This window comes from Lampropedia cohaerens, assembly GCF_001005215.1.
GTDB lineage: Bacteria > Pseudomonadota > Gammaproteobacteria > Burkholderiales > Burkholderiaceae_C > Lampropedia > Lampropedia cohaerens.
The window spans coordinates 85,283-111,742 of sequence record NZ_LBNQ01000009.1 but is presented as its reverse complement, the minus strand read 5'-3'; the positions used below and the strand labels follow the sequence as shown (position 1 = coordinate 111,742).

21 protein-coding genes are annotated in these 26,460 nt (G+C 62.8%); 10 read left to right on the top strand and 11 right to left on the bottom strand.

Features of this window, described 5'->3' with window-relative positions; genetic code table 11:
• Positions 1-4: 4 nt before the first annotated feature.
• Together clpB and ilvA are read right to left on the bottom strand one after the other, a co-directional pair.
• Complete coding sequence (gene clpB, locus AAV94_RS01335; protein ID WP_046740509.1) at positions 5-2,596, bottom strand: ATP-dependent chaperone ClpB; 2,592 nt, start codon at positions 2,594-2,596, stop codon at positions 5-7.
• Positions 2,597-2,699: 103 nt separating this feature from the next.
• Positions 2,700-4,310 carry a threonine ammonia-lyase, biosynthetic gene (gene ilvA, locus AAV94_RS01330; protein WP_046740508.1) on the bottom strand — a complete coding sequence of 537 codons (1,611 nt, stop codon included), beginning with the start codon at positions 4,308-4,310 and terminating at the stop codon, positions 2,700-2,702.
• 329 nt (positions 4,311-4,639) lie between these two features.
• Between ilvA and AAV94_RS01325 the strand changes: the two genes are divergently transcribed.
• On the top strand, positions 4,640-5,089 hold the full coding sequence (locus tag AAV94_RS01325; protein ID WP_046740507.1) for an OsmC family protein: 450 nt from the start codon (positions 4,640-4,642) through the stop codon (positions 5,087-5,089).
• A 102-nt stretch (positions 5,090-5,191) separates the two neighbouring features.
• Here AAV94_RS01325 and AAV94_RS01320 read toward each other — a convergent pair whose 3' ends face one another.
• A complete protein-coding gene (locus AAV94_RS01320; RefSeq protein ID WP_046740639.1) occupies positions 5,192-5,854 on the bottom strand; it encodes a thiol:disulfide interchange protein DsbA/DsbL in 663 nt (220 codons plus the stop codon).
• Between the two features lie 299 nt (positions 5,855-6,153).
• Between AAV94_RS01320 and AAV94_RS01315 the strand changes: the two genes are divergently transcribed.
• Complete coding sequence (locus tag AAV94_RS01315) at positions 6,154-7,587, top strand: FAD-binding oxidoreductase (RefSeq protein ID WP_046740506.1); 1,434 nt, start codon at positions 6,154-6,156, stop codon at positions 7,585-7,587.
• Positions 7,588-7,615: 28 nt separating this feature from the next.
• Here AAV94_RS01315 and AAV94_RS01310 read toward each other — a convergent pair whose 3' ends face one another.
• The gene (locus AAV94_RS01310; protein ID WP_084824661.1) at positions 7,616-9,211 is read right to left on the bottom strand and encodes a M48 family metalloprotease; all 1,596 of its coding nucleotides are present in this window, start codon (positions 9,209-9,211) and stop codon (positions 7,616-7,618) included.
• Positions 9,212-9,390: 179 nt separating this feature from the next.
• Here AAV94_RS01310 and AAV94_RS01305 point away from each other — a divergent pair, with 179 nt between their 5' ends.
• Positions 9,391-9,828, top strand: a complete 438-nt coding sequence (locus AAV94_RS01305; protein ID WP_046740637.1) for a DUF2721 domain-containing protein — start codon at positions 9,391-9,393, stop codon at positions 9,826-9,828.
• Here AAV94_RS01305 and AAV94_RS01300 read toward each other — a convergent pair.
• Positions 9,803-11,533: a SulP family inorganic anion transporter gene (locus AAV94_RS01300; RefSeq protein WP_046740505.1), complete on the bottom strand. Its 1,731-nt coding sequence runs from the start codon at positions 11,531-11,533 to the stop codon at positions 9,803-9,805. The genes AAV94_RS01305 and AAV94_RS01300 overlap by 26 nt on opposite strands.
• A 281-nt stretch (positions 11,534-11,814) precedes the next feature.
• Between AAV94_RS01300 and AAV94_RS01295 the strand changes: the two genes are divergently transcribed.
• Positions 11,815-13,233 (top strand): YncE family protein, encoded by a 1,419-nt coding sequence (locus AAV94_RS01295; protein ID WP_197407982.1) that lies wholly within the window; start codon positions 11,815-11,817, stop codon positions 13,231-13,233.
• A 169-nt stretch (positions 13,234-13,402) separates the two neighbouring features.
• On the top strand, positions 13,403-14,437 hold the full coding sequence (trpD, locus tag AAV94_RS01290) for an anthranilate phosphoribosyltransferase (protein WP_046740504.1): 1,035 nt from the start codon (positions 13,403-13,405) through the stop codon (positions 14,435-14,437).
• 161 nt (positions 14,438-14,598) lie between these two features.
• Here trpD and AAV94_RS01285 read toward each other — a convergent pair whose 3' ends face one another.
• From AAV94_RS01285 to AAV94_RS01260, 6 genes are all read right to left on the bottom strand, one after another.
• On the bottom strand, positions 14,599-15,015 hold the full coding sequence (locus AAV94_RS01285; RefSeq protein WP_046740503.1) for a RidA family protein: 417 nt from the start codon (positions 15,013-15,015) through the stop codon (positions 14,599-14,601).
• A 14-nt stretch (positions 15,016-15,029) separates the two neighbouring features.
• Positions 15,030-15,758 (bottom strand): amino acid ABC transporter ATP-binding protein, encoded by a 729-nt coding sequence (locus AAV94_RS01280; RefSeq protein ID WP_046740635.1) that lies wholly within the window; start codon positions 15,756-15,758, stop codon positions 15,030-15,032.
• Positions 15,759-15,775: 17 nt separating this feature from the next.
• A complete protein-coding gene (locus AAV94_RS01275; protein WP_046740502.1) occupies positions 15,776-16,738 on the bottom strand; it encodes an agmatinase in 963 nt (320 codons plus the stop codon).
• A 151-nt stretch (positions 16,739-16,889) separates the two neighbouring features.
• On the bottom strand, positions 16,890-17,552 hold the full coding sequence (locus AAV94_RS01270; RefSeq protein WP_046740501.1) for an amino acid ABC transporter permease: 663 nt from the start codon (positions 17,550-17,552) through the stop codon (positions 16,890-16,892).
• Positions 17,545-18,228: an amino acid ABC transporter permease gene (locus AAV94_RS01265; RefSeq protein ID WP_046740500.1), complete on the bottom strand. Its 684-nt coding sequence runs from the start codon at positions 18,226-18,228 to the stop codon at positions 17,545-17,547. The genes AAV94_RS01270 and AAV94_RS01265 overlap by 8 nt, the downstream gene beginning before the upstream one ends.
• A complete protein-coding gene (locus tag AAV94_RS01260; protein WP_084824660.1) occupies positions 18,228-19,076 on the bottom strand; it encodes a transporter substrate-binding domain-containing protein in 849 nt (282 codons plus the stop codon). The genes AAV94_RS01265 and AAV94_RS01260 overlap by 1 nt, the downstream gene beginning before the upstream one ends.
• A 50-nt stretch (positions 19,077-19,126) precedes the next feature.
• Here AAV94_RS01260 and AAV94_RS01255 point away from each other — a divergent pair, with 50 nt between their 5' ends.
• The 5 genes from AAV94_RS01255 (at position 19,127) to AAV94_RS01235 (ending at position 26,436) form a co-directional block, all read left to right on the top strand.
• The gene (locus tag AAV94_RS01255) at positions 19,127-20,089 is read left to right on the top strand and encodes a LysR family transcriptional regulator (protein WP_231731163.1); all 963 of its coding nucleotides are present in this window, start codon (positions 19,127-19,129) and stop codon (positions 20,087-20,089) included.
• A gap of 48 nt (positions 20,090-20,137) precedes the next feature.
• The gene (gene lexA / locus AAV94_RS01250) at positions 20,138-20,794 is read left to right on the top strand and encodes a transcriptional repressor LexA (RefSeq protein WP_046740498.1); all 657 of its coding nucleotides are present in this window, start codon (positions 20,138-20,140) and stop codon (positions 20,792-20,794) included.
• Between the two features lie 311 nt (positions 20,795-21,105).
• Positions 21,106-21,726, top strand: coding sequence for a translesion DNA synthesis-associated protein ImuA (gene imuA / locus AAV94_RS01245; RefSeq protein ID WP_046740497.1), 621 nt, complete (start codon positions 21,106-21,108; stop codon positions 21,724-21,726).
• Positions 21,727-21,739: 13 nt separating this feature from the next.
• On the top strand, positions 21,740-23,203 hold the full coding sequence (locus tag AAV94_RS01240; RefSeq protein ID WP_046740496.1) for a Y-family DNA polymerase: 1,464 nt from the start codon (positions 21,740-21,742) through the stop codon (positions 23,201-23,203).
• Positions 23,200-26,436: an error-prone DNA polymerase gene (locus AAV94_RS01235; RefSeq protein WP_084824678.1), complete on the top strand. Its 3,237-nt coding sequence runs from the start codon at positions 23,200-23,202 to the stop codon at positions 26,434-26,436. The genes AAV94_RS01240 and AAV94_RS01235 overlap by 4 nt, the downstream gene beginning before the upstream one ends.
• The last annotated feature ends 24 nt before the right edge of the window (positions 26,437-26,460 follow it).

Here is a 26,460-nt window from a genome sequence, read left to right as displayed (position 1 = left end):
GCGATCAGGAGAACTGGAACTGCCCGGGCGCCTTGACAGGATCGACCGTGACGTGGATCTCGCTCTTGGGCGGGAACTTGCCTTCGAGCAACGCCTTGGACAGCGGGTTCTCGATGCGCTGCTGGATGGCGCGCTTCAGCGGCCGGGCGCCGAACACCGGATCGAAGCCGACCTTGGCCAATTCGGCCAATGCGGCATCCGAAACCTTGAGGTGCAGATCCATCTTCTCGAGCCGCTCTTGCAACGTCTTGAGCTGGATCTTCGCAATCGCCTCGATATGTTTGGCGTCCAGGCCATGGAACACCACGGTCTCGTCGATGCGGTTGAGGAACTCGGGGCGGAAGTAGTTCTTGAGCTCATCCCACACCGCGTCCTTGATCTCGTCATAGGGCCGGCCCACCATTTCCTGGATGCGCTGCGAGCCGATGTTGCTGGTCATGATGATGACGGTGTTCTTGAAGTCCACCGTCCGGCCCTGGCCATCGGTGAGGCGACCGTCGTCCAGCACCTGCAGCAAAACGTTGAAGACGTCCGGATGAGCCTTCTCCACCTCGTCGAGCAGGATCACGCTGTAGGGCTTGCGGCGCACGGCCTCGGTCAGGTAGCCGCCCTCGTCGTAGCCCACATAGCCCGGCGGCGCACCGATGAGACGGGCCACGGAGTGCTTTTCCATGAACTCGCTCATGTCGATGCGGATGAGGTGATCCTCGCTGTCGAACAGGAAGCCCGCAAGCGCCTTGGACAGTTCGGTCTTGCCCACGCCAGTGGGCCCCAGGAACAGGAAGGAGCCCAGCGGCCGGTTCGGGTCCGACAGGCCCGAGCGCGAGCGGCGGATGGCGTCGGCCACGGCGTTGACGGCTTCGTCCTGGCCCACCACGCGCTGGTGTAGCGCCTCTTCCATGCGCAGCAGCTTCTCGCGCTCGCCGGTCATCATCTTGCTGACCGGGATGCCCGTGGCACGGCTGACAACCTCGGCAATTTCCTCGGCGCCCACCTGCGTGCGCAACAACTTGTGGCTCTTGGCCTCGCCTTCGGCGGCATTCTCCTTGGCCTGCGCTTCGGCGAGCTGCTTTTCCAGCGCCGGCAGCTGGCCGTACTGCAGTTCGGCGACCTTGTTGAAGTCCCCCTTGCGGGTGGCTTCCTCGATCTGCGTGCGGAGCTTATCGATGGCTTCCTTGATCTGTGCGGAGCCTTGCGCGGCGGCCTTTTCGGCCATCCACACCTCTTCGAGATCCTTGTACTCGCGCTCAAGCTCGGCGATTTCCTCTTCCAGCAGCGCCAGCCGTTTCTGCGAGGCCTCGTCAGTCTCCTTCTTCATGGCCTCGCGCTCGATCTTGAGCTGGATGATGCGCCGGTCGAGCTTGTCCATGACCTCTGGCTTGGAGTCGATCTCGATCTTGATCTTGGCCGCCGCCTCGTCGATCAGGTCAATGGCCTTGTCGGGCAGATAGCGGTCGGTGATGTAGCGCGCCGACAGCTCGGCGGCGGCAACGATGGCCGGGTCGGTGATCTCCACGCCATGGTGGACTTCGTACTTCTCCTGCAGTCCGCGCAGGATGGCGATGGTCGATTCGACCGAAGGCTCCTCCACCAGCACCTTCTGGAAGCGCCGCTCCAGCGCCGCGTCCTTCTCGATGTACTTGCGGTACTCGTCCAGCGTGGTGGCGCCGATGCAGTGCAGCTCGCCACGTGCCAGCGCGGGCTTGAGCATGTTGCCGGCGTCGATCGCGCCTTCGGCCTTGCCGGCGCCGACCATGGTGTGGATCTCGTCGATAAAGAGGATGATGCGGCCTTCTTCCTGCGCCACTTCCTTGAGCACGGATTTCAGACGCTCTTCGAACTCACCGCGGTACTTGGCACCGGCCAGCAGGCCGGCCATGTCCAGCGCGAGGATGCGCTTGTCCTTGAGGGTGTCGGGCACCTCACCGTTGACGATGCGCTGCGCCAGCCCTTCGACAATGGCGGTCTTGCCCACACCCGGCTCGCCAATGAGCACGGGGTTGTTCTTGCTGCGCCGCTGCAGCACCTGGATGGCGCGGCGGATTTCATCATCGCGACCGATGACCGGGTCGAGCTTGCCCTGGCGGGCCCGCTCGGTCAGATCGAGCGTGTACTTCTTGAGCGCCTCGCGCTGGCCCTCGGCCTCGGCACTGTCGACGCCCTGGCCACCGCGCACGGCCTCAATGGCCGCCTCCAGCGAATTGCGGCTCACCCCGCCATCCTTGAGGATGCGGCTGGCCTCGTCCTTGCCGTCGGTCAGCGCCAGCAAAAAGAGTTCGCTGGCGATGAACTGGTCGCCACGCTTGATGGCTTCTTTTTCGGTGGCCTGCAGGGCCTTGACCAGGTCGGGGCCGGGCTGGACCTGCTCCTGGCCTTCAACCTTGGGCAGCCGCTCCACGGCGGCCTTGGCGGCCTGCGCGATGCTGGCCACATTGGCGCCCGTGCGTTGCAGCAGCGCACGCGGTCCGTCTTCCTGCTGCAGCATGGCTGCCAGCACGTGCACGGGTTGGATGTAGGCGTTGTCGTGCGCCAGCGCCAGCGATTGTGCGTCGCTGAGCGCTTCCTGGAATTTGGTGGTGAGTTTGTCGAGTCGCATGGATGAGAAATCCTCCTGATGGCTGGCATTTGAGGCTATCCGGATGGATTATCAAGACTGCGACGTGACTATTTGTGACAGTTCTTGGCCCGATTCTGACCGGCTACTGCTCTTTCACCTGCGGTGCCTTGAGAAACAGCTGGTAGGCCGGATTGCTGCTCTCGTCCACATAGGGGTAGCCCAGCTCCTCGAGAAACGCCTGGAAGGCCTGTTCATCGGCCTGCGGCACCTGGATGCCAACCAGAATCTTGCCGTAGTCCGCGCCCTGGTTTCGGTAGTGAAACAGGCTGATGTTCCAGCTCGGCTGCATCAGGCTGAGGAACTTGAACAGTGCGCCGGGTCGCTCGGGGAAGATAAAGCGCAGCAGCCGCTCGTGGTTGGCCAGCGGCGCGGGGCCGCCGATGAGGTGGCGCAGGTGCTCCTTGGCCAGCTCGTCATCGGTCAGGTCGAGCGTTTTGAAGCCGTGCGCATCCAGATGCGCGGCAATCTGTTGTGACTCCCCCGCACCGTTGGTGGACAGGCCCACGAAGACGTGCGCCGCCTGCGGCCCGTTCATGCGGTAGTTGAACTCGGTGACACTGCGTGCCGCGCCGGGCAACGCGGCAATGGTTTCGCAAAACTTGCGAAAGCTGCCGCGTTCTTCCTTCATCGTCACGGCAAACAACGCCTCGCGCTGCTCGCCCACCATCGCGCGCTCGGCCACGAAGCGCAGCCGGTCGAAGTTCATGTTGGCGCCGCAGAGAATGGCCGCGTAGGTCTCGCCGGTTCTGCCGTGCCGGGCAGCATACTGCTTGGCGGCGGCCACGGCCAGCGCGCCGGCTGGCTCGACGATGCTGCGCGTGTCGATGAAGATGTCCTTGATTGCGGCGCACACTTCGTCGGTGGAGACGGTCACATATTCATCCACCAGCTCGCTGGCCACGCGGAAGGTCTCCTCGCCAACCAGCTTGACCGCCGTGCCATCGGAAAAGAGCCCCACGTCGGCCAGCTCGACCCGCTGTCCCGCCCTGGCCGACTGCAGCATCGCATCCGAATCGTTCATCTGCACACCGATGACCTTCACTTCCGGACGCACCGCCTTGATGTAATTGGCTACGCCCGCAATCAGCCCGCCACCGCCGATAGCCACGAACACCGCATCCAGCCGATTGCTGCCCAGACTTTGCAACTGACGCAGAATTTCCATCGCGATCGTGCCCTGGCCGGCAATGACGTCCGGGTCATCGAACGGGTGAACGAAGGTCAGACCATGTTGCTGCTGCAGTTGCACGGCATGCTGGTAGGCATCGCTGTAGCTTTCACCCGCAAGCACCACGTCGCCGCCCAGGTTGCGCACCGCGTCGATCTTGACCTGCGGCGTGGACACCGGCATGACAATCACGGCACGCGTGCCAAGCCTGCTGGCCGCCAGCGCAACGCCCTGCGCATGGTTGCCTGCGGAGGCGCAGATCACGCCACGCTCCAGCTCTGCTGGCGTGAGATGGGCCATCTTGTTGTAGGCGCCACGCAGCTTGAAGCTGAATACGGGCTGCTGGTCCTCGCGCTTGAGCAGCACCTGGTTGCCAATGCGCGCCGAGAGCTGGCGCGCCGGCTCCAGCGGCGTTTCCACCGCCACGTCGTAGACGCGCGCAGTCAGGATCTTCTTCAGGTAGTCAGCAGGAGAAAGGGGGGAAGCACTGGTCATGGTCGGGTCGGCATCGCAGACAATGTGCATGGCAAGCGATGCATGCGCACGCAGATGGAGCAAAGTGGCCGATGATAGGCCTGATCGTCGCATCCGGCGATGCGCACTGGCCAAACACGTCCGGAGCTCGCCGGAATGGACCGCCCAGAAAAAAGCCCCGCAATCGTGAGATTACGGGGCGAATCCACCATTTGAGAAGGTGGAGGAGACAAGCGGTTGTCAGATACCGGTAAAACAAATTGTCTTGCAAGACAACAGGGTAAATACCGTTCGACAATGGCGCTATTGTAATCGTCTTTTTCGGCCTTGTGGTGCGCTGCAACAGGGCCTGTTGTTTTTTTGTGAAGGAGTACCTGTAAATGGAATGCACAGTCAGCTGGACAGGCGCCACCGGCGCGCGCTCGCGCATGGGGTTCATCGCAGAGACCGGCTCGGGGCATGTGGTCACGATGGACGGCGCGCCCGATGCGGCCAAGCCGGAAAATGGCGGCCAGAACCTGGCCGCGCGCCCCATGGAACTGCTGCTGGCCGGCACCGGTGGCTGCACCGCCTACGACGTGGTGCTCATCCTCAAGCGTGGCCGCCATGACGTGCGCGGCTGCAGCGTCAAACTCACCTCCGAGCGTGCCGAGACCGAGCCCAAGGTCTTCACCCGGATCAACATGCACTTTACGGTCACCGGCCACGCCATTCCGGAGAGCGCCGTAGCCCGCGCCATTGCCTTGAGCCATGAAAAGTACTGCTCGGCCAGCATCATGCTGGGCAAGACGGCGCAAATCACCACCTCGTTCGAAGTAGTGCAGGCCTAGTGTCCCGCAACCGTACCGCCCCGGGTCCGACTTACACGCTTTTCATGCGCCAGGCCATGGGCGGATGCCAGCAGTGACAGGGCTGGCAGGCGGGAAGGAAAATCAGCCGCCCGCCAGTTCCAGGGCGACCAGGCGCTCGACCACCTGCAGGGCATTGGCCAGATTGCGCGCCATTGTCCCGTCCGTGTAGTATTTGCCGGCCACGCCCAGGGACGGCACACCCTCGACGCCATATTCATCCTGCAGCTGCGAGGCGCGGCGTGCGGCGTTGGAGACGGAAAACGAGTTGTAGACCTTCTTGAATTCTTCGATGTCCACATCCTGCGACTGAGCCCAATCGAAGATGGCCTCATCGGAGTTGAGGCGGCGCCGCTCGCGGTGGATCGCGGCAAACGCTGCCAGGTGCAAGTCCTCCAGGCGCTGCATGGTTTCCAGCGTGTAGTAGAGCTTTTGCAGCGGCACGAAGTTGTTGTTTTGCTGGAACGCCACGGGCACGCGACGCACTACCACGGTATCGGGCTGCACCTTCCTCCAGTTCTCGAACATGGGCTCAAAGCTGTTGCAGTGGGGGCAGGCATACCAGAAGAATTCGATGACCTCGACCTTGCCAGCGGGGACATTGGTGCTCACGGGCTTGGGCAGGCGCACATAGTCGGTGCCTTCACGCAACTGCCCCCCCGCCTGTGCCCAGGCGGGCAAGGCGCTGGTCAGGGCGCCGGTGGCACCCAGCAAGGCAGCGGAGACGGAAAAAACACGGCGATTCACGGACACGGGGACTCCTCCTGAATATAAAAAAGGCGCTGCCCAACCCGCCACAGCCCCTAAGGTCTGCAGCGGCCGGACAGACGCAACAGCACCGCTGCCTTGCAGCGTGCAGGCGCCGACTCTGAGAGCGTGTTCACGGTGAAAGTTCCACTGCCGCTGCGCGACGTGCAGATCCCGTCCACCAGGAACGCTGCGTCCAGTTATTGTCCATCATTACTGCAGATGGGCTTACCATAGGAAGTTTCTTGCTGCGCCTGGCTTTTTGCCCAAAGGGCGCGGCATGCCCTCTCGCCACCACCATGAACAACCTTGCCCCTTCTTCGTTTGTCGCCCAGGACATGCGCAATGCCCCGGCCGCCCTGCTCGATGCCTTGCAACAGCGCTTTGGCGCGCAGTTCTCCCGCGCCGATGCGGTGCGTGAGCAGCATGGCCGCGACGAAGGCGCCATCTTTGCGCCACCGCCCGATGCCGTGGTGTTTGCGCAAAGCCGCGAGGATGTGGCCGATGCCGTGCGCCTGGCCGCGCAGTACCGAACACCGATCATTCCCTATGGTGCGGGCTCCTCGCTGGAAGGGCATTTGCTGGCGGTCCAGGGCGGCATCAGCATTGATGTCTCGCGCATGAACCGCATTCTTTCGATTGATGCGGACGACCTGACCGTCACCGTCCAGCCCGGCATTACGCGCAAGCAGCTCAACGAGGCGCTCAGGCACCAGGGCCTGTTCTTTCCCATCGATCCCGGCGCGGATGCCAGCATCGGCGGCATGACGGCCACGCGCGCCTCAGGCACCAATGCCGTGCGCTATGGCACGCTGCGCGAGAACGTGCTGGCGCTGGAAGTCGTGCTGGCCAGCGGTGAAGTCATCCGCTGCGGCACGCGTGCCAAAAAGTCGGCGGCAGGCTATGACCTCACGCGCCTGTTCGTCGGCAGTGAAGGCACGCTGGGCATCTTCACCGAGATCACCCTGCGGCTGTACCCGCTGCCCGAGGCGGTCTCAGCTGCGATCTGTTCCTTTCCCAGCATCGAAGCGGCCGTGCGCACGGTCATCAGCACCATCCAGCTGGGCGTGCCAATCGCCCGTGTGGAGCTGATCGACGCCGCCACTGTCGGGCTGGTTAACCGCCACAGCAAGCTCAGTCTGCGCGAAGAGCCAATGTTGCTGATGGAGTTCCACGGCTCGCCCGCCTCCGTCAAGGAACAGGCCGAAACCGTGCAGGAGCTCGCTGGCGAGTACGGCGGCCAGGCCTTCGAATGGGCCCATACGCCTGAAGAACGCACCCGGCTGTGGACGGCGCGCCACAATGCCTATTTCGCCGGCGTGCAGTCCAAGCCGGGCTGCCGCGTCATCACCACCGACACCTGCGTGCCCATCAGCCGGTTGGCCGACTGCCTGCTCGCCTCCGTGCAGGAGGCCGAGGCGTCGGGCATTCCGTATTTCCTGGTCGGCCATGTGGGCGACGGCAACTTCCACTTCGGCTATCTGATTGATCCCGATGACCCCGATCAGCGCATGCGCGGCGAACAGCTCAGCCGCCAGCTGGTGGCGCGGGCCATCGAGATGGACGGCACCTGCACCGGCGAGCATGGCATCGGCATCCACAAGATGGACTATCTGGTGCAGGAAACCGGCGCCGGCGCCGTCGCGGTGATGCGCAGCATCAAGCAGGCGCTGGATCCGGACAACATCCTCAATCCGGGCAAAATTTTCCGCAACCCGCAGCCGCTGCGCTGATGCCGGGGGACGGCGCACTCCTTCGCGCTTACCGCAGCCGCCCCATTCCAAAGCGCTCCAGGCCCTGTCGATAATCACGCTGGGCCTGTTCCATCGCCGCCAGACGGCTTTGCAGTATCGACGCATCCACATGGTCGGCCTGCGCGCCCATGCTGCGCACCATGTTCAGACCGGCTTTCAGACGATCGATGGCGGCGTTGTAGTCGAACCGCGCTGCCTGCGCCTCCGCTTCGGCCCGGATGGCCCGCAATGGCTGATTCGCGCCATGCCACAAACGGGCCAGCTGCTGCCAGGCGCCGGCGTCCTGCGGATGGCTGACCAGCCAGCTCTGCCAGTCGGCGATCACGCCGTCGTCACTGACGAATCCTTCGACCACCGCCTGCGTGCGCAGAAACAGCTCGGGCCGCAGGCGCGTATGCGTGTCGATGGCGTCATACGCCTGCCGCACCCAGTCGGCGTCTTTGGCCTGCAGCGCCACCTCCAGCTCCAGCAATTGCGCCAGGCGCTGCGCAGCGGCATCTGCCTGCGTGGCCTCCTGCAGCGCGCGCAGCCACTGTCGCGCCTGGGCAAAGTCGCGCAACTGCGCGGCCGCGTAGATGCCGCCATACAGCCGGCCGGCCAGCTCTGCCGCGCTAACCGGCGCCACCCCTTGCGCCAGCGCATGGCTGGCTGCGTCCATGGCGGTGCGCTGCGCATCCACATTGCCCAGCGAGATGGCACGTGAGCGGGCCACGATCATGGCGTGTTCGGCCTTCAACGGCGGCGTGACGTAGCGACGCCCTTGCGGGATGCGCGCCTGCATGTCGGCGCGTCGCTGCGTGGTCAGGGGGTGGCTGCGCAGATAGGGATAAGCGCCACTGTCGTTGAGATGATTGGCCTGGGTCAGCTTGTCGAACATGCCGACAAACCCGGCCGGGTCAAAACCGGCCGGCGCCATCAGTCCAAATCCGACGCGATCGGCCTCCTGCTCCATGGCACGGCTGAAATCCAGCTGATTCTGGATGGCCAGCGCATGCCCGCCAGTAATGACGGCCTGGGCCGCATCCGGGCTCTGGCTCGCCGCCAGTGCGCCCAGAATCATGCCGGCGATGATCAGCGGCGTCTGCCGCGCGTTCTGCGCCATCATGCGCGAGATGTGCCGCTGCGTGACGTGTGTCATCTCGTGCGCCATCACTGACGCCAGCTCATCCTTGCTGTCGACGACATTGATCAAGCCCAGGTGCAGACCAAAATATCCCCCTGGCAATGCAAAGGCGTTGACCGACCGATCCTTGCCCAGCAGCACCTTCCAGGCAAACTGCTCGCCCAGCGTATCCCCCAGCGCGCCGTTTTTTTGCGCAGCAGTCATCAGGGACTGCCAGATCGACTCGACGTACTCCTGCAGCACCGGATCATCCACATAGGCTGGGTCGCGGTAGAGCTGTGCAGCGATGTAGTCGCCCAGCCTGCGCTCATCGCCGACGGTGAAGCCGTCGATCTCACCAAGCGACGGCAATGCCTGGGCCTGCACGGCCGGTGCCAAGACCGGCGCCCCCAGCGCCGTCAGGGTCAGCGTGAGCGACAGCGCGGCGGCACCAGACCGCAAGCGTGCGGGAAACGGGAGGGTGGACTTGTTGTGACGCATGATGGCTTGGTGGGCAATTGGCGATTTTGGTTCACAACCGCGGGGATGGAATCACGTCAATGCTTCGACCCACATGCAGGAGGTGGAAAATCACCCTATCGTCGCACATGATTGATGGCGGCCTCGGTTTGCCCGCTGGCCGTGTCGATTTCCTTCTTTGGATCACTGATGCAAATACCATGGATCTGACTACGCCCGCCCTGCTGTTTCCGGCCATTTCCCTGCTGCTGCTGGCTTATACCAACCGCTTTCTGGTACTGGCACAGGTCGTGCGGCAATTGCACGCCTCTCCCGAGCATAGCGCACCGCTGGTGCAGCGGCAGATTCCCGGCCTGTGGCGGCGCATCGGGCTGATCCAGTACATGCAGGGCTTTGGCGTGTTGAGCTTTCTGCTGTGCGCGCTGTCCATGTTTGCGCTGTATCTGCAGGCTCAGGCAGCCGGCAAGCTGCTGTTTGGCATCAGCATCCTGGCCTTGGCGGTATCGCTGCTGCTGTCGCTGATCGAGGTGCTGATCTCCACCAGCGCGCTGGCCGTGGTGCTGGAGGACATCGAACGCTACGGTGCCGAGCAAAAGGCCAACGCACACACCACTACGGATGCGGATGTTGGACATTGACCATTTGCACAGGCTTGCCAGCGCGATCCAGCTGCGTCAGCACTTCAATAGTCTGTGCGTCGGTCTTAAGCACCTGCACAAGGTTCGTATCCGCAAGAAAACCTGCCTCCTGCAGACGTTGCTCCAGCGGCAGCTTCATGCCGCTGAGATACAGCTTGCCCTTGCGCTTGGCCACCAGCGTGCGCAGGTGATACAAGGTCTCCAGGCCCGTCGCATCAATGTTGTTGATGCTTGAGGCCACCAGACACAGGCTGTGCAATTGGGGGTTGGCTTCCCAGGCAGTCGTGACACGCTGCTCCAGTGCCGCTGCAGTGGCAAAGTCCAGCCCGGCATCCAGCCGCAGCGCCAGCACATGTGCAGAAAGTGGCGGCAGCCCCCAGAGGTGGCGATCGCGCAACCGGCCATCCTCCGGGTACACGCCCACTTCGATGATGCGCGGGTGCAAGCGCTGGTACATGAAGTAAATCAGGTTCAGCAGCAGACCGGCCAGCACGCCCCAATGCAGGTGCGGCGCAGTTGCCAGCGTAACACCCAGGGTGGACAGGGCAATCATCGCCTCCATGCGCGAAAACGACCAGTATTGACGAAACACCCGCGGCCTGATCAGACCCATGACGCCAGTCACCACCACCGCCGCCAGCAGCGCCAGCGGCACATGGCGCAGCAGCGGCGTCAACCATAACGCCGCGATGGCCACAACAGCGGCGCAGATCAGGTTCGACCAGCCCGATACCGCCCCTGCGTAATGATTGATGGCCGAGCGCGACAGCGAGGCGCTGGTGGAAAAACCACCACTCAGCCCGGAACTGATCTTGGCCAGCCCCTGCGCAATCAGATCCTGCGCCGCCCGCCACTGGGTTGCCGCCAAGGCATGTTCGGTCTTGGCGGAAGTGGCCACTTCCACAAAGCTCATCAACGCAATGACCAGCGCCGGCAGCGCCAGCTCCGCCAGTGCCGCCACTCCGGGCCAGCCCGGCCATTGCAGGCCATGCAGCTGGACCTGCAAATCTCCTACCACCGCACCGCCGCGCGCGGCGTAGTCGGTGCCATAACTGACCAGTGCGCCCAGCCCGAGCAGCAACGCCGCCCATGGAATGGCTGCGCCATAGCGTCGCGTCAGGCGCAGCATGGCGATGCCCGCAGCACCAAACAGCAATGCGCCCGCGTCCACCCTTTGCAGGGTATGCCACAGTTGTCCTGCGCTGCTGATGTGTTGCCACGCCTCCCGAGGAATGCCGGTCAGTGCCGGAACCTGTGATGCCATGATCAGCAATGCAGACGCCTGGGTGAAGCCGCTGAGCACCGGCATCGTGATCACTCCCATCAGCCAGTCCATGCGGGCCAGTCCCAGCGCAATCTGCATCATCCCGGCCAGCAGCGCCAGCCAGATGGCCAACATCACCCATTGCGCGCTGCCCGGCTCGGCCATGGGTGCCAGTGCGGCAAAAACCATCAGAGACGACAGCGCCGTCGGCCCCACGCCCAACCGCGTGGAGGAAGCAAAAAGCGTGGCCACTACCAGCGGCAAGATGGCCGAATACAGCCCCGTCTGCAGCGGCATGCCGGCCAGTGCCGCGTAGGCAATCGCTTGCGGCAGCAGCATCAGACCAACGGTCAGCCCCGCAAAACCGTCGGCACGCAATTGCGACGCCGTCGGCCTTGGCCAGGACAGAAACGGCAGGAAATGACGTAAACGGGCGTTCACAAACGGTCAGGAAGGCGTGCTTTGCAATACTTTACCGGCATTTCGCTCGGACACACGTGACACAATCATGAAAAAAGACAATTAATGAGAATTGTTTCTGATACGATCTGCGCGCTGTTGGTCCGAAGGCTGCGGAACGGATAAACCGGTCTTGCCGCCACACCGACACCTTCGCAATGGCGGCCCTTTGGCCGCACCTGCCTGGCGCACGTGCAGCTTGCGCTGGACGCTCTTTCGCGTTTTTCCGAACGCCTGCAACCCCTGATTGGACGATGGATCCCATGCAACCAATGACTGCATTTTCTCCCGCCGCTGGCCGCGTATGGCTGACGGCTGCCGCGCTGGCTCTGTGCGCCTCCCATGCCACGGGCGCAACTGCCCAGTTTTCCGCACCCGATGCCGATTTCGCCGGACAGGTTCGCGTAATCGAATCGCCTGTCGTGCTGCCTGGCAACACGGTAAAGATCGCTGGCAGCAATTTCACGCCCGGCCAACAGGTGCGCTTCTTCTACGAGAACGTAGAGATCGTTTCGCCCGCAACGAAGGTGGACGATGAAGGCAAGTTCACGGTCGAAACCAGCATCCCTGCCGGTGCCGTCCCGGGGCGCCACCCCATCGTCGTCAGTGCCACCAACCCGAATGCGGCGCTGGTCTACCCGCTCAAGGTTTCACCCGACATTCCGCTCAGCGGCGCCGAACAGTTCAACGTCACGAGCCGCAAGGTCGTCTCGGGCCTGTACCAAGCCGCCTACAGCCCCAAAAGCAAAGCCTTGTTCGTGACCGCGTCGGTAGGCCGCCCGCCCATTGGCGAATCGGCCCTGGTCAAGCTCAACCCGGACACGCTGGAGATCATCGCCCAGGTCGCGCCGCAAGCTGCACCGCCGCGCCGCAATGCCGACGGCAAGGAACTGTCGGGCGGGCTGTACGGCGTTTACGGGATCGGCGTCGATGATGCCAACGGTACGGTCTGGACCACTGTGACGCGCCAGAACACGGTTGCCGTGTACAAGCAGGACGACCTAGCACTGGTCAAGCAGTTCCCATCCGGCGAAGTCGCGCACAGCCGCGACGTGGTCATCGACACCCAGCACGGCAAGGCCTACGTCTCCACCTCGTTCTCTCCAGAGATCGAAGTCTTCGACACGAAGAAGCTGGAGAAGATTGCCACCATCGCGCCGGAAACGACCGTCCGCGGCCCGAATGCGCGTCCATTTGGCTCCATGAGCCTGGCGCTGGACCAGGCTGCCAGCCGTCTCTATGTCGTCAGTGCCACCGGGGAGATCGGCATCGTCAATACACAGACGGATTCCGTCGAGAAAGTCATTCCCGTCAAGGGCGTGTTCTCGCCTTCGGGCATTGCCTTCGACCCGGCTACCAAGCGCGCATTCGTCGCCGCCCAGGGTTCGGACAATGTTGCCATCGTCGACGTCGAGTCGGGTGAAACGCTGCACAACGTGCTGGTGGGCGCTGGCGCGCTGAACGTTGCGTTCGACCCGGTCAGCAAGCTGGCCTACGTCACCAATCGCGGCGCCGGCACCATCACTGCCCTCAACAGCGATGGCGAAATCGTCGCCAACCTTGACGGCGGCCCGCAGCCCAACCATGCCACGGTTGGCTCCGATGGCGTCGTCTACGTGGTCAACAAGGGCCGCGCCGAAGATCCTGCCAGCAACCAGGTACACCGCATCCAGCGCAAGTAACCGCGCGCAGCGCCTGCGCACGGGCACTGCATCCATTGCCACCAGCCGCTTTCGCAAGAAGCGGCTTTTTTGCTGGTACAGGCTAGGCCGCGGCCTTCCCATACTGGCCATGCACAGGCCCATGCAGGTGTATATTTCTTGCCGCTCCGGCCAGAAAACCTCATTGCCCATGCCCATTACCCCCCAAGACGCGCTGCAGCGCACCATCGAACACCGCGAAATCTTCCACGACGAAATGCTGCATCTGATGCGGCTGATCATGCAAGGGGAAATATCGCCGCTGATGACCGCCGCCATCATCACCGGGCTGCGCGTGAAGAAGGAAACGATCGGCGAGATCACGGCCGCAGCCACCGTCATGCGCGAGCTGGCTCGGAAAGTCGAAGTGCCCGATACGCGCCATCTGGTCGACATCGTCGGCACCGGCGGCGACGGCGCGCACACCTTCAACATCTCCACCTGCGCCATGTTCGTGGCAGCTGCGGCCGGCGCCAAGGTCAGCAAGCATGGCGGGCGCAGCGTCTCCAGCAAAAGTGGCAGCGCCGACGTGGTCGAGGCGCTGGGAGCCGAACTGAACCTGACGCCCGCGCAGATCGCGCTGTGCATCGAACGCATCGGCATCGGCTTCATGTTCGCCCCCAATCACCACCCAGCCATGAAGAATGTCGCGCCCATCCGCAAGGAAATGGGCGTGCGCAGCATCTTCAACATCCTCGGCCCCCTGACCAACCCGGCTGGCGCGCCCAATATCCTGATGGGCGTATTCCACCCCGACCTGGTCGGTATTCAGGTGCGCGCGCTGCAGCGCCTGGGCGCCGATCACGCCCTGGTGGTGCACGGCAAGGACGGACTCGATGAAATCAGCCTTGGTGCCGCCACCCTCGTGGGCGAGCTCAAGGACGGCCAGGTCACCGAATACGAGATCCACCCCGAGGACTACGGCCTGGCCATGGCCAGCACCCGCGCGCTGCGCGCCGAAACGCCCGAACGCTCGCAGCAAATGCTGCGCAGCGTACTGGCAGGCGAAAGCGGCCCGACACGCGATATCGTGGTCTTCAACACCGCAGCGGCCCTATACGCCGCTGGCGTTGCCGCGGACCTGCACGAAGGCATCGCCAAGGCCCAAGCCGCCATTGACAGCGGCGCCGCACGCGCCAAGCTTGATGAATTCGTGGCTACCACACAGGAATTGGCCAAGGGCTGATTACCCGTCCACGGTCTTGTCACGTACATCCCACCATTTGTCGCGACTGTCGCAATCGCCAAGTGTGACGACGTTAACAAGAAGCCTCATGTTTTTCGTGGAACCTTTACGTGGTTCTCATAAAGTTCCCGCCGCGCGGCCATGTGGCGGGAACCCTGACATCAATCCGGAATCACCGCCATTGCGTCGATCTCAACAAGCCATTCGGGCCGTGCCAGCGCAGAGACGACAATACCGGTCGACACCGGATACACCCCCCTGAGCCATTTCCCCACGGTGCGGTAGACCTCTTCGCGGTAGCGCGGATCGACCAAGTAGATGGTGATCTTGCAAATGTGTTCCAGCTTGCCACCGGCCTCGCCAAGCAACGTCTGGATATTGTGCATCGCCTGCTCGGCCTGACCTTGGGCATCGCCAATGCATACGCTTTCGCTGGTGTCCAGATTTTGACCAATCTGGCCTCGCAGGAACACCGTGCGGCCACGTGCCACTACGGCCTGACAAAGATCATTGTCGAGATTCTGTTCGGGATAGGTCACCTTCGTGTTGAAGGGACGGATGCGTTCATGAGTGGTCATGGTGTCTTCATCAATCAGTGTTGCAAGATCCGGGAGAGAAACAGTTGCGCTCTTTCGGATGGCGCTCCGGCAAAAAAGCTGTGCGCATCGGTGTTGTCCACGATGGCACCGTCTTCCATGAAGAGTATGCGGTCGGCAATGTTGCGGGCAAAGCCCATCTCATGGGTCACCACCATCATCGTCATGCCCTCCTGGGCCAGATCCCGCATGACCTCCAGCACTTCACTGACCATCTCTGGATCTAGTGCCGACGTGGGTTCATCGAACAGCATCAGGAATGGGTCCATGCACAGCGACCGCGCGATGGCAATGCGCTGTTGCTGTCCACCAGAGAGCTGGGAGGGATATTTCTGTCTGTGCCCGGCCATACCGACCTTCTCCAGCAACAGCAACGCCTTCTCGACCGCCGCCTTCTCGTCTCGGCCCAACACAACCTTCTGGGCAATGGTGAGGTTCTGCAGTACGGTCAGATGCGGAAACAGCTCGAAGTGCTGGAAAACCATGCCCACGGATGCCCGCAACTTGGCAAAATCCGGCCCGCCATCCTGAATGGAACGACCCTTGATGCGGATCACTCCCTCCTGTACCGGCTCGAGACCATTGATGGTCTTGATTAATGTGGATTTACCAGAACCCGATGGCCCGCACACTACCACGATCTCGCCCTCGCGCACCTGACAGCTGCAGTTCTTGAGTACTTGGTGGTGTCCATACCACTTGCCGATGGCCTGCAGTTCGACCATCAAGGGCGCATTGGCTTTCATTTGTCGAAATAACCGGCTTTGATTGACGCACCAATCAGGTTGACGATGAGACGCCCGGCGGTCACGCAGGTAATCATGCTGGCGCTGTCCTTGGAAGGCTGAATTTCCACGATGTCCATCCCCACCACGCGGCCCTTCTTGACCAGCCCGTGAATCAGCTGGCGGGCCTGCAGAAAGGTCACGCCTCCCGGCGCAGGACCATCTACAGCCGGCATGATGGAAGGGTCCATGCCATCGGCATCGATAGTCAGGTAGTACCTGCCACCGGCCGGAATGCGGTCAAGCACGGCCTGCATGCCGACTTCATGCAGCTCATATGCCGAAATCAGATGTGCCCCGTAGGCGCGTGCAGCTTCATATTCCTCCGTGCGGGCGCTGCCTTGAGCACGCAGACCGATCTGGAAGATCTCGCCGACATGCGCCATCTCCGAAGCCCGGCGAATCGGGCTGGAAAGCCCATTTTTGACGCCATCCACCTCATCGCGCCAGTCCAGGTGCGCATCGATGTGCACCACTGTCACCGGCTCTTGCAGCGCGTCGTAGGCACGCAGCATGGGCGTGGTGATGCCATGATCGCCACCGAGGATGATCGGCAGCCCTCCGGTGGAGATGATCTTGCGCACAAGCTCGGTCGCCTTGGCATAGTGTTCGCCTGGAACGGCCAGATTGGGCAGCACATCACCGCAATCGACGAATTTGATGTCGTCGCGGTTCTGCAACAGCGGGCCATCGATGTCGAAATCATAGTGGTCGGGCTCGCGCACAAAACGATCCGTCAGCTCCCTCAGAGCCTGCGGTGCCTTGCTCTGGTCATTGCCGAATGACTTGGGACTGTACGCGGAACCAAAAGGCATGCCGACTACGGCAATGTCGGCGTCGAGCGTATCGACATCCGTATGCAAGGTGGAATAAAGCAATGTCTGATGGTGCGACTTTGGGGGGAATGTAAGGGTCTTCATGGTCAGTCTCAGTCAATTTCAAACAGTCATAGTCCGTGTGGACGTAAAAAATCTCGGCAGGCCATGCACGGCATGCCTGTTGGCGCAGGTTTCTCGAGTCAGCAACTGCAGAGCCTTGGCCAGTGCCTGCCATTCGGTGCAGAAGCATGGTTTAGCGGACCGGCTTCCAGCGCTGGCAGTAGCGGTGCAGGACGTTGCCTGCCAAGTCGATGAACCAACTGCTGACCCAGTAGATCAGCGCGGTCAGGCCCAGAATCTCCACGTAGGCAAAGCTCTGCGACACTTCCACATTGCTCTGATAGGTCAGCTCCGGCAGCGTGATGACGGAGAAAATCGCCGTATCCTTGAACATCATGATGATCAGGCTGGCCGTCGGAGGAATCAGAAAACCCAGCAGCTGCGGCGCAATGATCTTGCGCTGCGCAACCCAATAACCCATGCCGAGGGCCTGGGCCGCCTGCATCTGACCACGCGGCACGCTGAGGATGGCTGCACGCATCAGCTCGCTGAAATAGCCGCCGGTGTAAAACGCCGTCGTGAGCACTGCCACCTTGTAGGCCTCCATCGCCAGCCCCAGTTTAGGCAGGCCGAAGTAGGCGAAGTAGACGATGATCAGAAACGGAATATTGCGCACGCATTCGATATACGTGCGCGCCAATGCTCTGGCGGGCCGCGTCCCGACCAGCGTCATGTATGCCAGCAAGGTGCCCACCACCAAACCGATGGGGATGCCGACCGCCGCCACTGCGATGGTGACCTTGAAGCCCTTCATCAGCACCGGCAGCGCTTGCGCAATGATCTGCATATCAAGCATGGCGACCCACCCTTACAGCAATGCGTTGTTCAACCTTGCGCGAGGCGCTTGAGAGCAGAAACAGCAAAACGAAATAAATCAGTGCACTGGCGCCAAAGACGCTCAAAGGCGCATTGGTCTGCAAGTTCACGTTGCGTGCCAATGCCGAGATTTCGACCACGGAAATTACTGACAACAGAGAAGATGCCTTGACCATCACCGTCCATTCATTGGTCAATGGTGGCAACGCCTTGAAAAATATCTGCGGCAAGAGAATGTAGCGCCAGGTACTCCACGTACCCATGCCTAGCGAGAATGCGGCAGCCCGCTGCCCGGCCGGGAGGCTGGATAGCACGCCCCTCAGAATCTCGCTGATATAGGCCGAAGTATTCATCGCAAGCGCCAGTACCCCTGCATTGACCGCGCTGATGGACAGGTTAAGTATGGCCGGCAGTGCGTAATACACCACCAACAGCTGGATCAGCAAGGGAATGCCGCGCATTGCGCTCACGAATACCACTACCAATGCTTTGAGTGGCCAGAATCCACTGGTCCTGGCCAACAGCAGTACCACGGCCAGCGCCATACCCAGCAAACAAGCTGCTAAGCTGATGCTGACCGTTGTCAGCACTGCCTGGGGCAACCCGTTAAGAAACGGTAGCAATACCCGTTCAATGTCTTGCCAGAGTGCTTGCATCACTGCAATGCACCATCCGGCAAATAGCCATCGGTGGGAAGATTCAAGGGGGCACCAAACCACTTGATCTGCAGCGCATTCAGCTGGCCACTGGCCGCGAGTTCGTCAAGCGTGGTGTTAACAAACTCAAGGATCTCCTTGTCCTGTGGATGCACCACCCAAGCCAATACCTTGGGCTCGCCAATGCTACCAATATCCTTGAACATTCCCGGATTGGATCGCATTTGCACGGCGGCGATGTTGGAAGGAATAATTGCAGCTGTAATTGACTTATTCTCCAACGCGCTGGCCACATCGGGATAGGCCGTAAACAGTCGCAGATCACGGTAACCTTCCTGACCATTCTGTTTGAGTTTGGCGTTAAAAGCTTCGACTATAGGGATAGTGGAAGATCCCAGTTGAGTCCCGAGAACGGCTTGATTCAAGTCTTCTGGCGACTTAATCGCATCATTGTCGGATCTCACCAAGATAGTCGAGTTGACGATTCCAATCGGGCGCGTAAACAGAAAGCGCTTAGCCCGCTCCTCATTAATACCAACACTGGTTGCAACCAAGTCAAACTTGCGCGTCATCAATCCAGGCAAAAGACCTTGAAACGGAAGATTCAACTGATTGAGCTTGACGCCCAGCTTCTCACTGATCAGTAGCAGAACATCACGGCCATAGCCCGTCACTTCGCCGTCTTGAACGAATTCATAGGGTTCGTAGGCCGCCTCGGTACCTACCGTCAGTTGTCCACGCTTGACAATGTCAGCCAAACTGCCTCCTTCAGCGCTGGCCGTCAAGGAAGTCAATGCTGCGCAAACGCATAGCAATGGGGCCATGAAATGGGAAAACTGGAAGTTCATACAAATTGCTCCGTTTGTGGTGAACACAAATATAGATCTCTGCCCATCTCTTGAAAAACGATTTTTTTGATAGTATGGTTTCGTTTTTCAATACCTTCCTAAGGTTGACACCTGTTCAAGGTTCTTCTTTCATGACCAAGCACTTTCTGACCGAGCGCAACCTCAAGTCGCTGCGAATTTTTTGCGCCGCTGCCGAAGCTGGCGGGTTTTCCGCTGCGGAAAGAACCTTGGCGCTCTCCAAAGCGTCCATCAGTCGGCACATCCGCGATGTCGAAGAAGTCCTAGGCGTCAAACTGTGCGAGCGCGGGCCGGGAGGCTTTCGACTGACTGTTTCCGGCATCGCCGCACTCAAGCAAGCACAGATTGCACTCGACGCCCTTTCGCGCATCAAGCTCGAAGTTGATGAGGTCAAAGGACTGCTGTCAGGAGTGATCCGCATTGGGATGACTGAACACATCATCAACAAACAGTACGACCTGCCAGGAATCCTGCGTCAGTATGCGCAGCTGGCCCCCGATGTAACGACCGATGTGCGCGTCATGACATTTGCGCAAATCAACCATGCATTGCGGGAGCGCACAATTGACATCGCCATTCGAGGCAGATACGAACAGGACCATCTGTTCCACTTTTTTCCTCTTTTTGAGGAGAGGCAAAGACTCTTCGTTCTGGAAGGGATAAACCCTCAGGGACTGCCGCTAATCTACCGTCCCCACCCATTTGTTTACGAACTACTGGCCACAGGCCATCACCCCAAGGGGCCTTCCGCCAGCGGGCTGGAAGCTGTCGCCTGCCTAATTGCCTCCGGCTGCTATGTCGGCATCCTGCCCGAGACTTATGCCGCTGAAGTATGGGATTACGGCCGTCTCGTGCCAGTTCAAACGCAGGACTGCTATGTCAACATCGTCAGTGCAATCATTGAAAAGAACCGTCCCCCATCTGCGGCGGTGGAGTTGTTCCTGCAACTCTTGCAACAACACAGCTGCTTGACACCATCTTCATCGAAACGCTGATCCATAGAACTTGACCTGCCCATCACAGGTGGTGTAATAATTTACACCATGAGCAGCCTCACATCCCGACAACAGCAGGTCCTCGATTACCTGCGCACCCATATTGAGCGCCATGGCGTGCCACCCAGCACGCACGAGCTGATGGCCGCATTCGGCTGGCGCAGCCCCAATGCCGTTACCAAGCACTTGCAGGCCCTGACCGACAAAGGCCTGATCAGCGCCCGTGCGCACAAGGCGCGCAGCCTGCGCGTGCTGCCCTCCGGCGGCGGCGAAGCCACTGCGCCACGGCTGCAAGTGGCCGCCACCAACGACGATGCCGTCTGGCTGCCGCTGGTTGGGCGTGTTGCCGCAGGAGAGCCAATCCTGGCTGATGCCCGCATCGAGCGGCAGATTGCCGTCGACCGCTGGCTGTTTCGGCCCCAGCCGGACTTTCTGCTGCGCGTGCAAGGCGATTCGATGATCGATGACGGCATCCTCGATGGCGACCTGATTGCCGGCAAGACCACTCCGGAGGCCGAACACGGCCAGACCGTAATCGCCCGCGTGGGCGAAGGCATCACGATCAAGCGGCTGTACCACCGGGGCCAAACGGTGCGCCTGCTGCCGCGCAACCCGGCCTACGCAACGATCGCGCCCGATCCGCACGAGGACTTCGCCATTGAGGGCGTGTACTGCGGCCTGCTGCGTCCAGGCGACGGACACTGAATCTGCCTTAGAACCTGTTCACGATCTTTTTATGCATCGCGCAGTCAGGCAAAAGTGCGGCGGGCAAGGCGCCTGCCGCAGCCCAGACTGGGTGTCTGCGCAAGGCGGGCAACGCCGCCCGGTGTGCTTTTGCCTGGCTGCCCTTTGGGTTGGCTCGCCAGACGCACGCTGCGGCGTTGCAAATCCTCGTCGGGCCACCAGCCCGACTGCGGTTTGCGCCTTGCATCGCATCCTCTGGTGAGCCAACGCGGTGCATAAAAAGATCGTGAACAGGTTCTCAGACAGCCATTACCCGAACCACTGCTGCTGACATGGCCGCCTCGCTTCGCTCCACCACACTGCAGGACCTGCTGCACACGCGCCAGGTCTGGCAGGGCCATGGCGTCACCACGGCGCCCGAACGCGGTATCCCCACCGGCCTGCCTGCGCTGGATGCCGCATTGCCGCAGGGGGGATGGCCGCCTGCCGCGTTGACGGAGATCCTGCTGCCGGCCATCGGCTGCGGGGAGCTGACCCTGCTGCTGCCCACTGTGGCACGACTGAGCCAGGACCATCAGCACGTGGTGCTGGTGGCGCCGCCAGCCGTGCCTTTTGCGTCGGCATGGCGCGCGCAAGGCGTGCAGCTGCAGTACCTGCATGTGCTGCAGGCCGATGCCGAGCAAGCGCTCTGGGCCATGGAGCAATGCCTGCGCGCCGGCTGTTGCGCGGCCGTGCTGGCCTGGCCCCACACAGCCAGCTATGCGGCGCTGCGGCGCCTGCAGGTTGCCGCCGATGCCGGCCAGTGTCTGGGCTTTGTGCTGCGCCATGCCAACGCTGGCGCGCTGCAACCGTCTCCTGCTGCGCTGCGGCTGGCCATCACGGCCACACGCCAGATCGAGATCCGCAAATGCCGCGGTAGCGTCGCTCCTGACGTGCGTTTTGCGCTGCAGTGAGGTGGCCATACCCATGTCAACTCCTTGCCGCGATGCCGCGAGTGCCAAGTCAGCCGCGTGGGCCTGCATCGCCCTGCCCCAGCTCGCACTGGATGGCGTGCTGCGCCACCACCCACAGCGCCACGCACCACTGGCACTGGTCGGCGGGTCGGCCCGCCAGCGGGTCCTGCTGGCCGTCAACCAGGCGGCCCTTGCCGCAGGCCTACGCGCCGGCCAGCGACTGGTGCAGGCGCTGGCGATTGCACCCGATTGCACCCTGGTTGCACACGTGCCGGAGGAAAGCCTGCGCTGGCAGCGCCTGCTGGCCGCCTGGGCCTGCCGCTACAGTAGCCAGGTCAGTATCCAGTGGCCGAATGCGCTGGTGCTGGAAGTGGCCAGCAGCCTGAAGCTGATGAAGGGCTGGCAGGCCCTGCAGGCGCATTGGCGCAGTCAGTTGCAGGCGCTGCAATTCACCCACCGCATTGCGCTGGCCCCCAATCCCTGTGCCGCCTGGGTATTTGCGCAACTGCGCGACGGCCTGGCTTTCTGGCAGCAGCCGACCATGCTGGCGGCACTGGCCCAGATCCCGGTGCGCCGCGCCGCCTTGCCGGATGACGCCGGGCAAAGTCTGCATGCCATGGGCCTGCACACACTGGGGCAGGTCTTTGCCATGCCGCGTGCCGGCTTGCGCCGGCGCTTTGGTCAACCCCTGCTGGACCACCTCGACCGGCTGCGCGGGCTGGTTCCGCAGCCGCTGATATGCCATGAACCGCCCGCCGCGTTTGCGCAGCGCATAGAGCTGACGTTTCATGTGGACAGCCACCAGCCATTGCTGTTCGTACTGCGCCGCATGGTGGCCGATCTGGCCGCCTTTCTGCACAGTCGCTGTGAAGGCGTGCAGCGTTTTGTGGTGCAGCTCGAACATGCCGACCGCCCCGCCACCCGCATTACGATTGGGCTGCTCAGCCCCGAGCGCCATGCTGATGCGCTGTTCGAGATCGCACGTGCACGGCTTGAGCGCACGACCCTGCCCGCCGCAGTGACGGCGCTGCACCTGCAGGCCCGCGATCTACCGCCGCTGGCGCCCGCCAGTCTGGATCTGTTCGCGCAGCGCCCTGGCAGCGCCAGCTCCTGGGAGCAATTGCGTGAACGCCTGCGCGCCAGACTGGGGGAGGACAGTCTCTACACACTGCAGGAGACCACCGATCCGCGCCCTGAATACGCCTGGCAACGAAGCCAGGTCGAAACCCCGGACAGCATGGCAAGCACGCTGCCAGCGGGTGCGCGGCCCACCTGGCTGCTGCCCGAGCCCATTGCCCTGGAGCAGCCACCGCGGCGCATCCTGCAAGGGCCAGAACGGCTGGAAACCGGCTGGTGGGATGGCGGTGACGCCCGGCGCGACTACTATGTGCTGGAGACCGCACGCGGCCAGCGCGCCTGGGCCTTTGTGCCCGCAGGGCAACAGGGGCCATGGATGCTGCATGGCTGGTTTGCATGACACACCCCGGAGAACCTGTTCTGAGGCCAACGGACCTGCCCGCCGCCAACGACGCCGGGGCCTGCCCCTATGCCGAATTGCACTGTCTGTCGGACTTCAGCTTTCTGCGCGGAGCCTCCAGTGCCGCACAGCTGTTTGCGCGCGCCAAAGCCTGTGGTTATGCCGCCCTGGCCATCACCGATGAATGCTCGCTGGCCGGCATCGTGCGTGCGTTCGAAGCCGCACAGAAAACGGGCGTGCCACTGATCATCGGCAGCGAGTTCACGCTGGAAGACGGCCCAAAGCTGGTGCTGCTGGTGCAGGACCTCGACGGCTACACCACCCTGTGTGCGCTGATCACGCAGGCACGCCTGCGCGGTGAGAAGGGGCGGTACCGGATCCGCCGCGACGACTTTGCGCGCCCTCTTCCAGGTCTGCTGGCATTGTGGATTCCCCCGGAACAACAGGCTGGCATCCCGGATGCCGAGCCCGGCCACTGGGTCCGCCAGACTTTTTCCCAGGCTTGGCTGGCCATCGAGCTGCACCGCGACGGCGATGACGCCGCCAGGCTTGCCCGCCTGCTGCAGCTGGCCGCGCAAACGGGGCTGCCTCCGGTGGCCGCCGGCGACGTACACATGGACCTGCGTCGCCGCCGCGCCCTGCAGGATACCTTGACTGCCCTGCGCCACAACCTGCCAGTGGCCGAAGCCGGCGCGCACCTGTTTCGCAACGGCGAGCGCCACCTGCGCCGACGCGAGGCCCTGGCAGCACTCTATCCTGCCGCCCTGCTGGCCGAGACAGTGCGCATTGCCAGCCTGTGCACTTTCAGGCTCGATAGCCTGCGCTACCGCTACCCCCACGAGCTGACACCGCCCGGCCACAGCGCCACCAGCTGGCTGCGCACGCTGACCCTGCGCGGCATGCGCTGGCGCTGGCCACAGGGCGCCAGCACCGCCGTGCGTCGGCAGATTGCCCGGGAGCTGCGGCTGATTGCCGAACTGCGCTACGAGGCCTACTTTCTTACCGTCCACGACATCGTGCGGTTTGCACGCGGCCAGGGCATTCTGTGCCAAGGGCGCGGCTCAGCGGCCAACTCCGCCGTCTGTTTTGCGCTGGGCATCACCGAGGTCGATCCGCACAAGACCCGCCTGCTGATGGAGCGTTTCATCAGCAGGGAGCGTGGCGAGCCGCCCGACATCGATGTGGATTTCGAGCACGAGCGGCGCGAGCAGGTGTTCCAGTACATCTACGCCAAATACGGCCGCCAGCGTGCAGCCCTGACCGCCAATGTCATCTGCTGGCGCGGCCGCAGCGCCGCACGCGATGTGGCGCGCGTGCTGGGCTTTGCCATGGACCAGGTCAACGCGCTGAGCGCCTGTGCCGAGCGCTGGGGCTCGGCCGCGCCCTCCCCTGAGCGCCTGCGCGAAGCCGGTTTCGATCCCGATTCGCCTGTGATGCGGCGCTTTTCCTACCTCACCGCCGAGCTGATCGACCACCCGCGCCACCTGTCGCAGCATGTGGGCGGCTTCGTCATCTCCGACGCACCGCTGTCGCAGCTGGTGCCCATCGAGAACGCCGCCATGCCCGAGCGCACCATCATCCAATGGAACAAGGACGATCTGGACGCGCTGGGCATGCTCAAGGTGGACTGCCTGGCGCTGGGCATGCTCAGCGCCATCCGCAAAGCGTTTGACCTGCTGCAGGCCTTGCGCGGCACGCGCTGGAGCATGGCCGACATCCCGCAGGAGGATCCCGCCACCTACGCCATGATCCAGCAGGCCGACACCATCGGCACCTTCCAGATCGAGTCGCGCGCGCAGATGTCCATGCTGCCGCGCCTGAAGCCGGCCACCTTCTACGACCTGGTCGTGCAGGTAGCCATCGTGCGGCCCGGGCCCATCCAGGGCAAGATGGTGCACCCCTACCTGCGCCGCCGCCAGGGCCTGGAACCGACGCCCTACCACCCGCCTGACCTGCAACCGGTTTTCGCCCGTACGCTGGGCGTGCCACTGTTTCAGGAGCAGGTGATGCAGCTGGCCATCGTTGCCGCCGGCTACAGCCCCGGCGAGGCCGACCAGCTGCGCCGCTCGATGGCGGCCTGGCGCCGCCATGGCGACATGGAGGTACACCGCCAGCGCATCATCGGTGGCATGCAGGCCAGAGGCTATGACGCCGCCTTTGCCGAGCAAATCTTCGAACAGCTCAAGGGCTTTGCCAGCTATGGCTTTCCGGAAAGCCACGCCTATTCGTTTGCGCTGCTCAGCTACGTCAGCAGCTGGCTCAAATGCCACGAGCCTGCCGCCTTCACCTGCGCCCTGCTCAATGCCCAGCCCATGGGCTTTTACTCCCCCAGCGCCCTGATCCAGGACGCGCAGCGCCATGGCGTGGCCGTGCGCGGCGTGGACGTACAGCACAGCCACTGGGATTGCACGCTGGAGCCGCACGCCCTGCCGGTCGATGGGCCTGCGCAGCTGCCCCTCTCCGCTCTGCACGGCCTGGCCCCGCAGGGCCCGGCGCACCCCGCCTCGCTGCGCCAGGCACGCGACCAGCCAGCCATCCGTCTGGGCTTGCGTCAGATCAAGGGCTTGTCCGAGACGGCGGCCGCGCGCATCGTGCAGAGCCGTCTGCGCGATGGGCCGTTTGCCAGCGTCGCACAACTGTGTCATCGCGCAGCACTCGATGCGCGCGAGGCCACCTGCCTGGCCGAAGCTGGTGCGCTGGCCACGCTGGCTGGCCACCGCAACCGCGCGCGCTGGGAAGTAGCTGGCGTCGAGCCGGTGCGCCCCCTGCTGCCAGATGGCCCGGATGAAGCAGCGGCAGGCCTGCCTGCGCCCGATGCGGCCGCCGAAGCCATGGCCGACTACCGCACGCTGGGCCTGACCCTGGGCGCCCACCCGATAGCCCTGCTGCGCGCGCAGCTGCAGGCCAGGCGTTGCCTGGCATCAGCGCAGCTGCTGCAGTGCCGCCACGGCAGCCTGGTGCGTGCCGCCGGACTGGTCACCGTGCGCCAGCGCCCCGGCACCGCCAGCGGCGTGACCTTTCTGACGCTGGAGGACGAGCATGGCTGCATCAATGTCGTCGTCTGGCGTGCCCTGGCCGAGCGGCAGCGCCGCCAGCTGCACAACGCGCGGCTGCTTGCCATTGACGGGCGCTGGGAGCGGGTCGATGGCGTGGCGCATCTCATTGCCCGCCGGCTGCACGACTGGACCGCCATGCTCGGCAGCCTGCGCACCCACTCGCGGGACTTTCATTAGCGTCTGTTCATGATCTTTTCATGC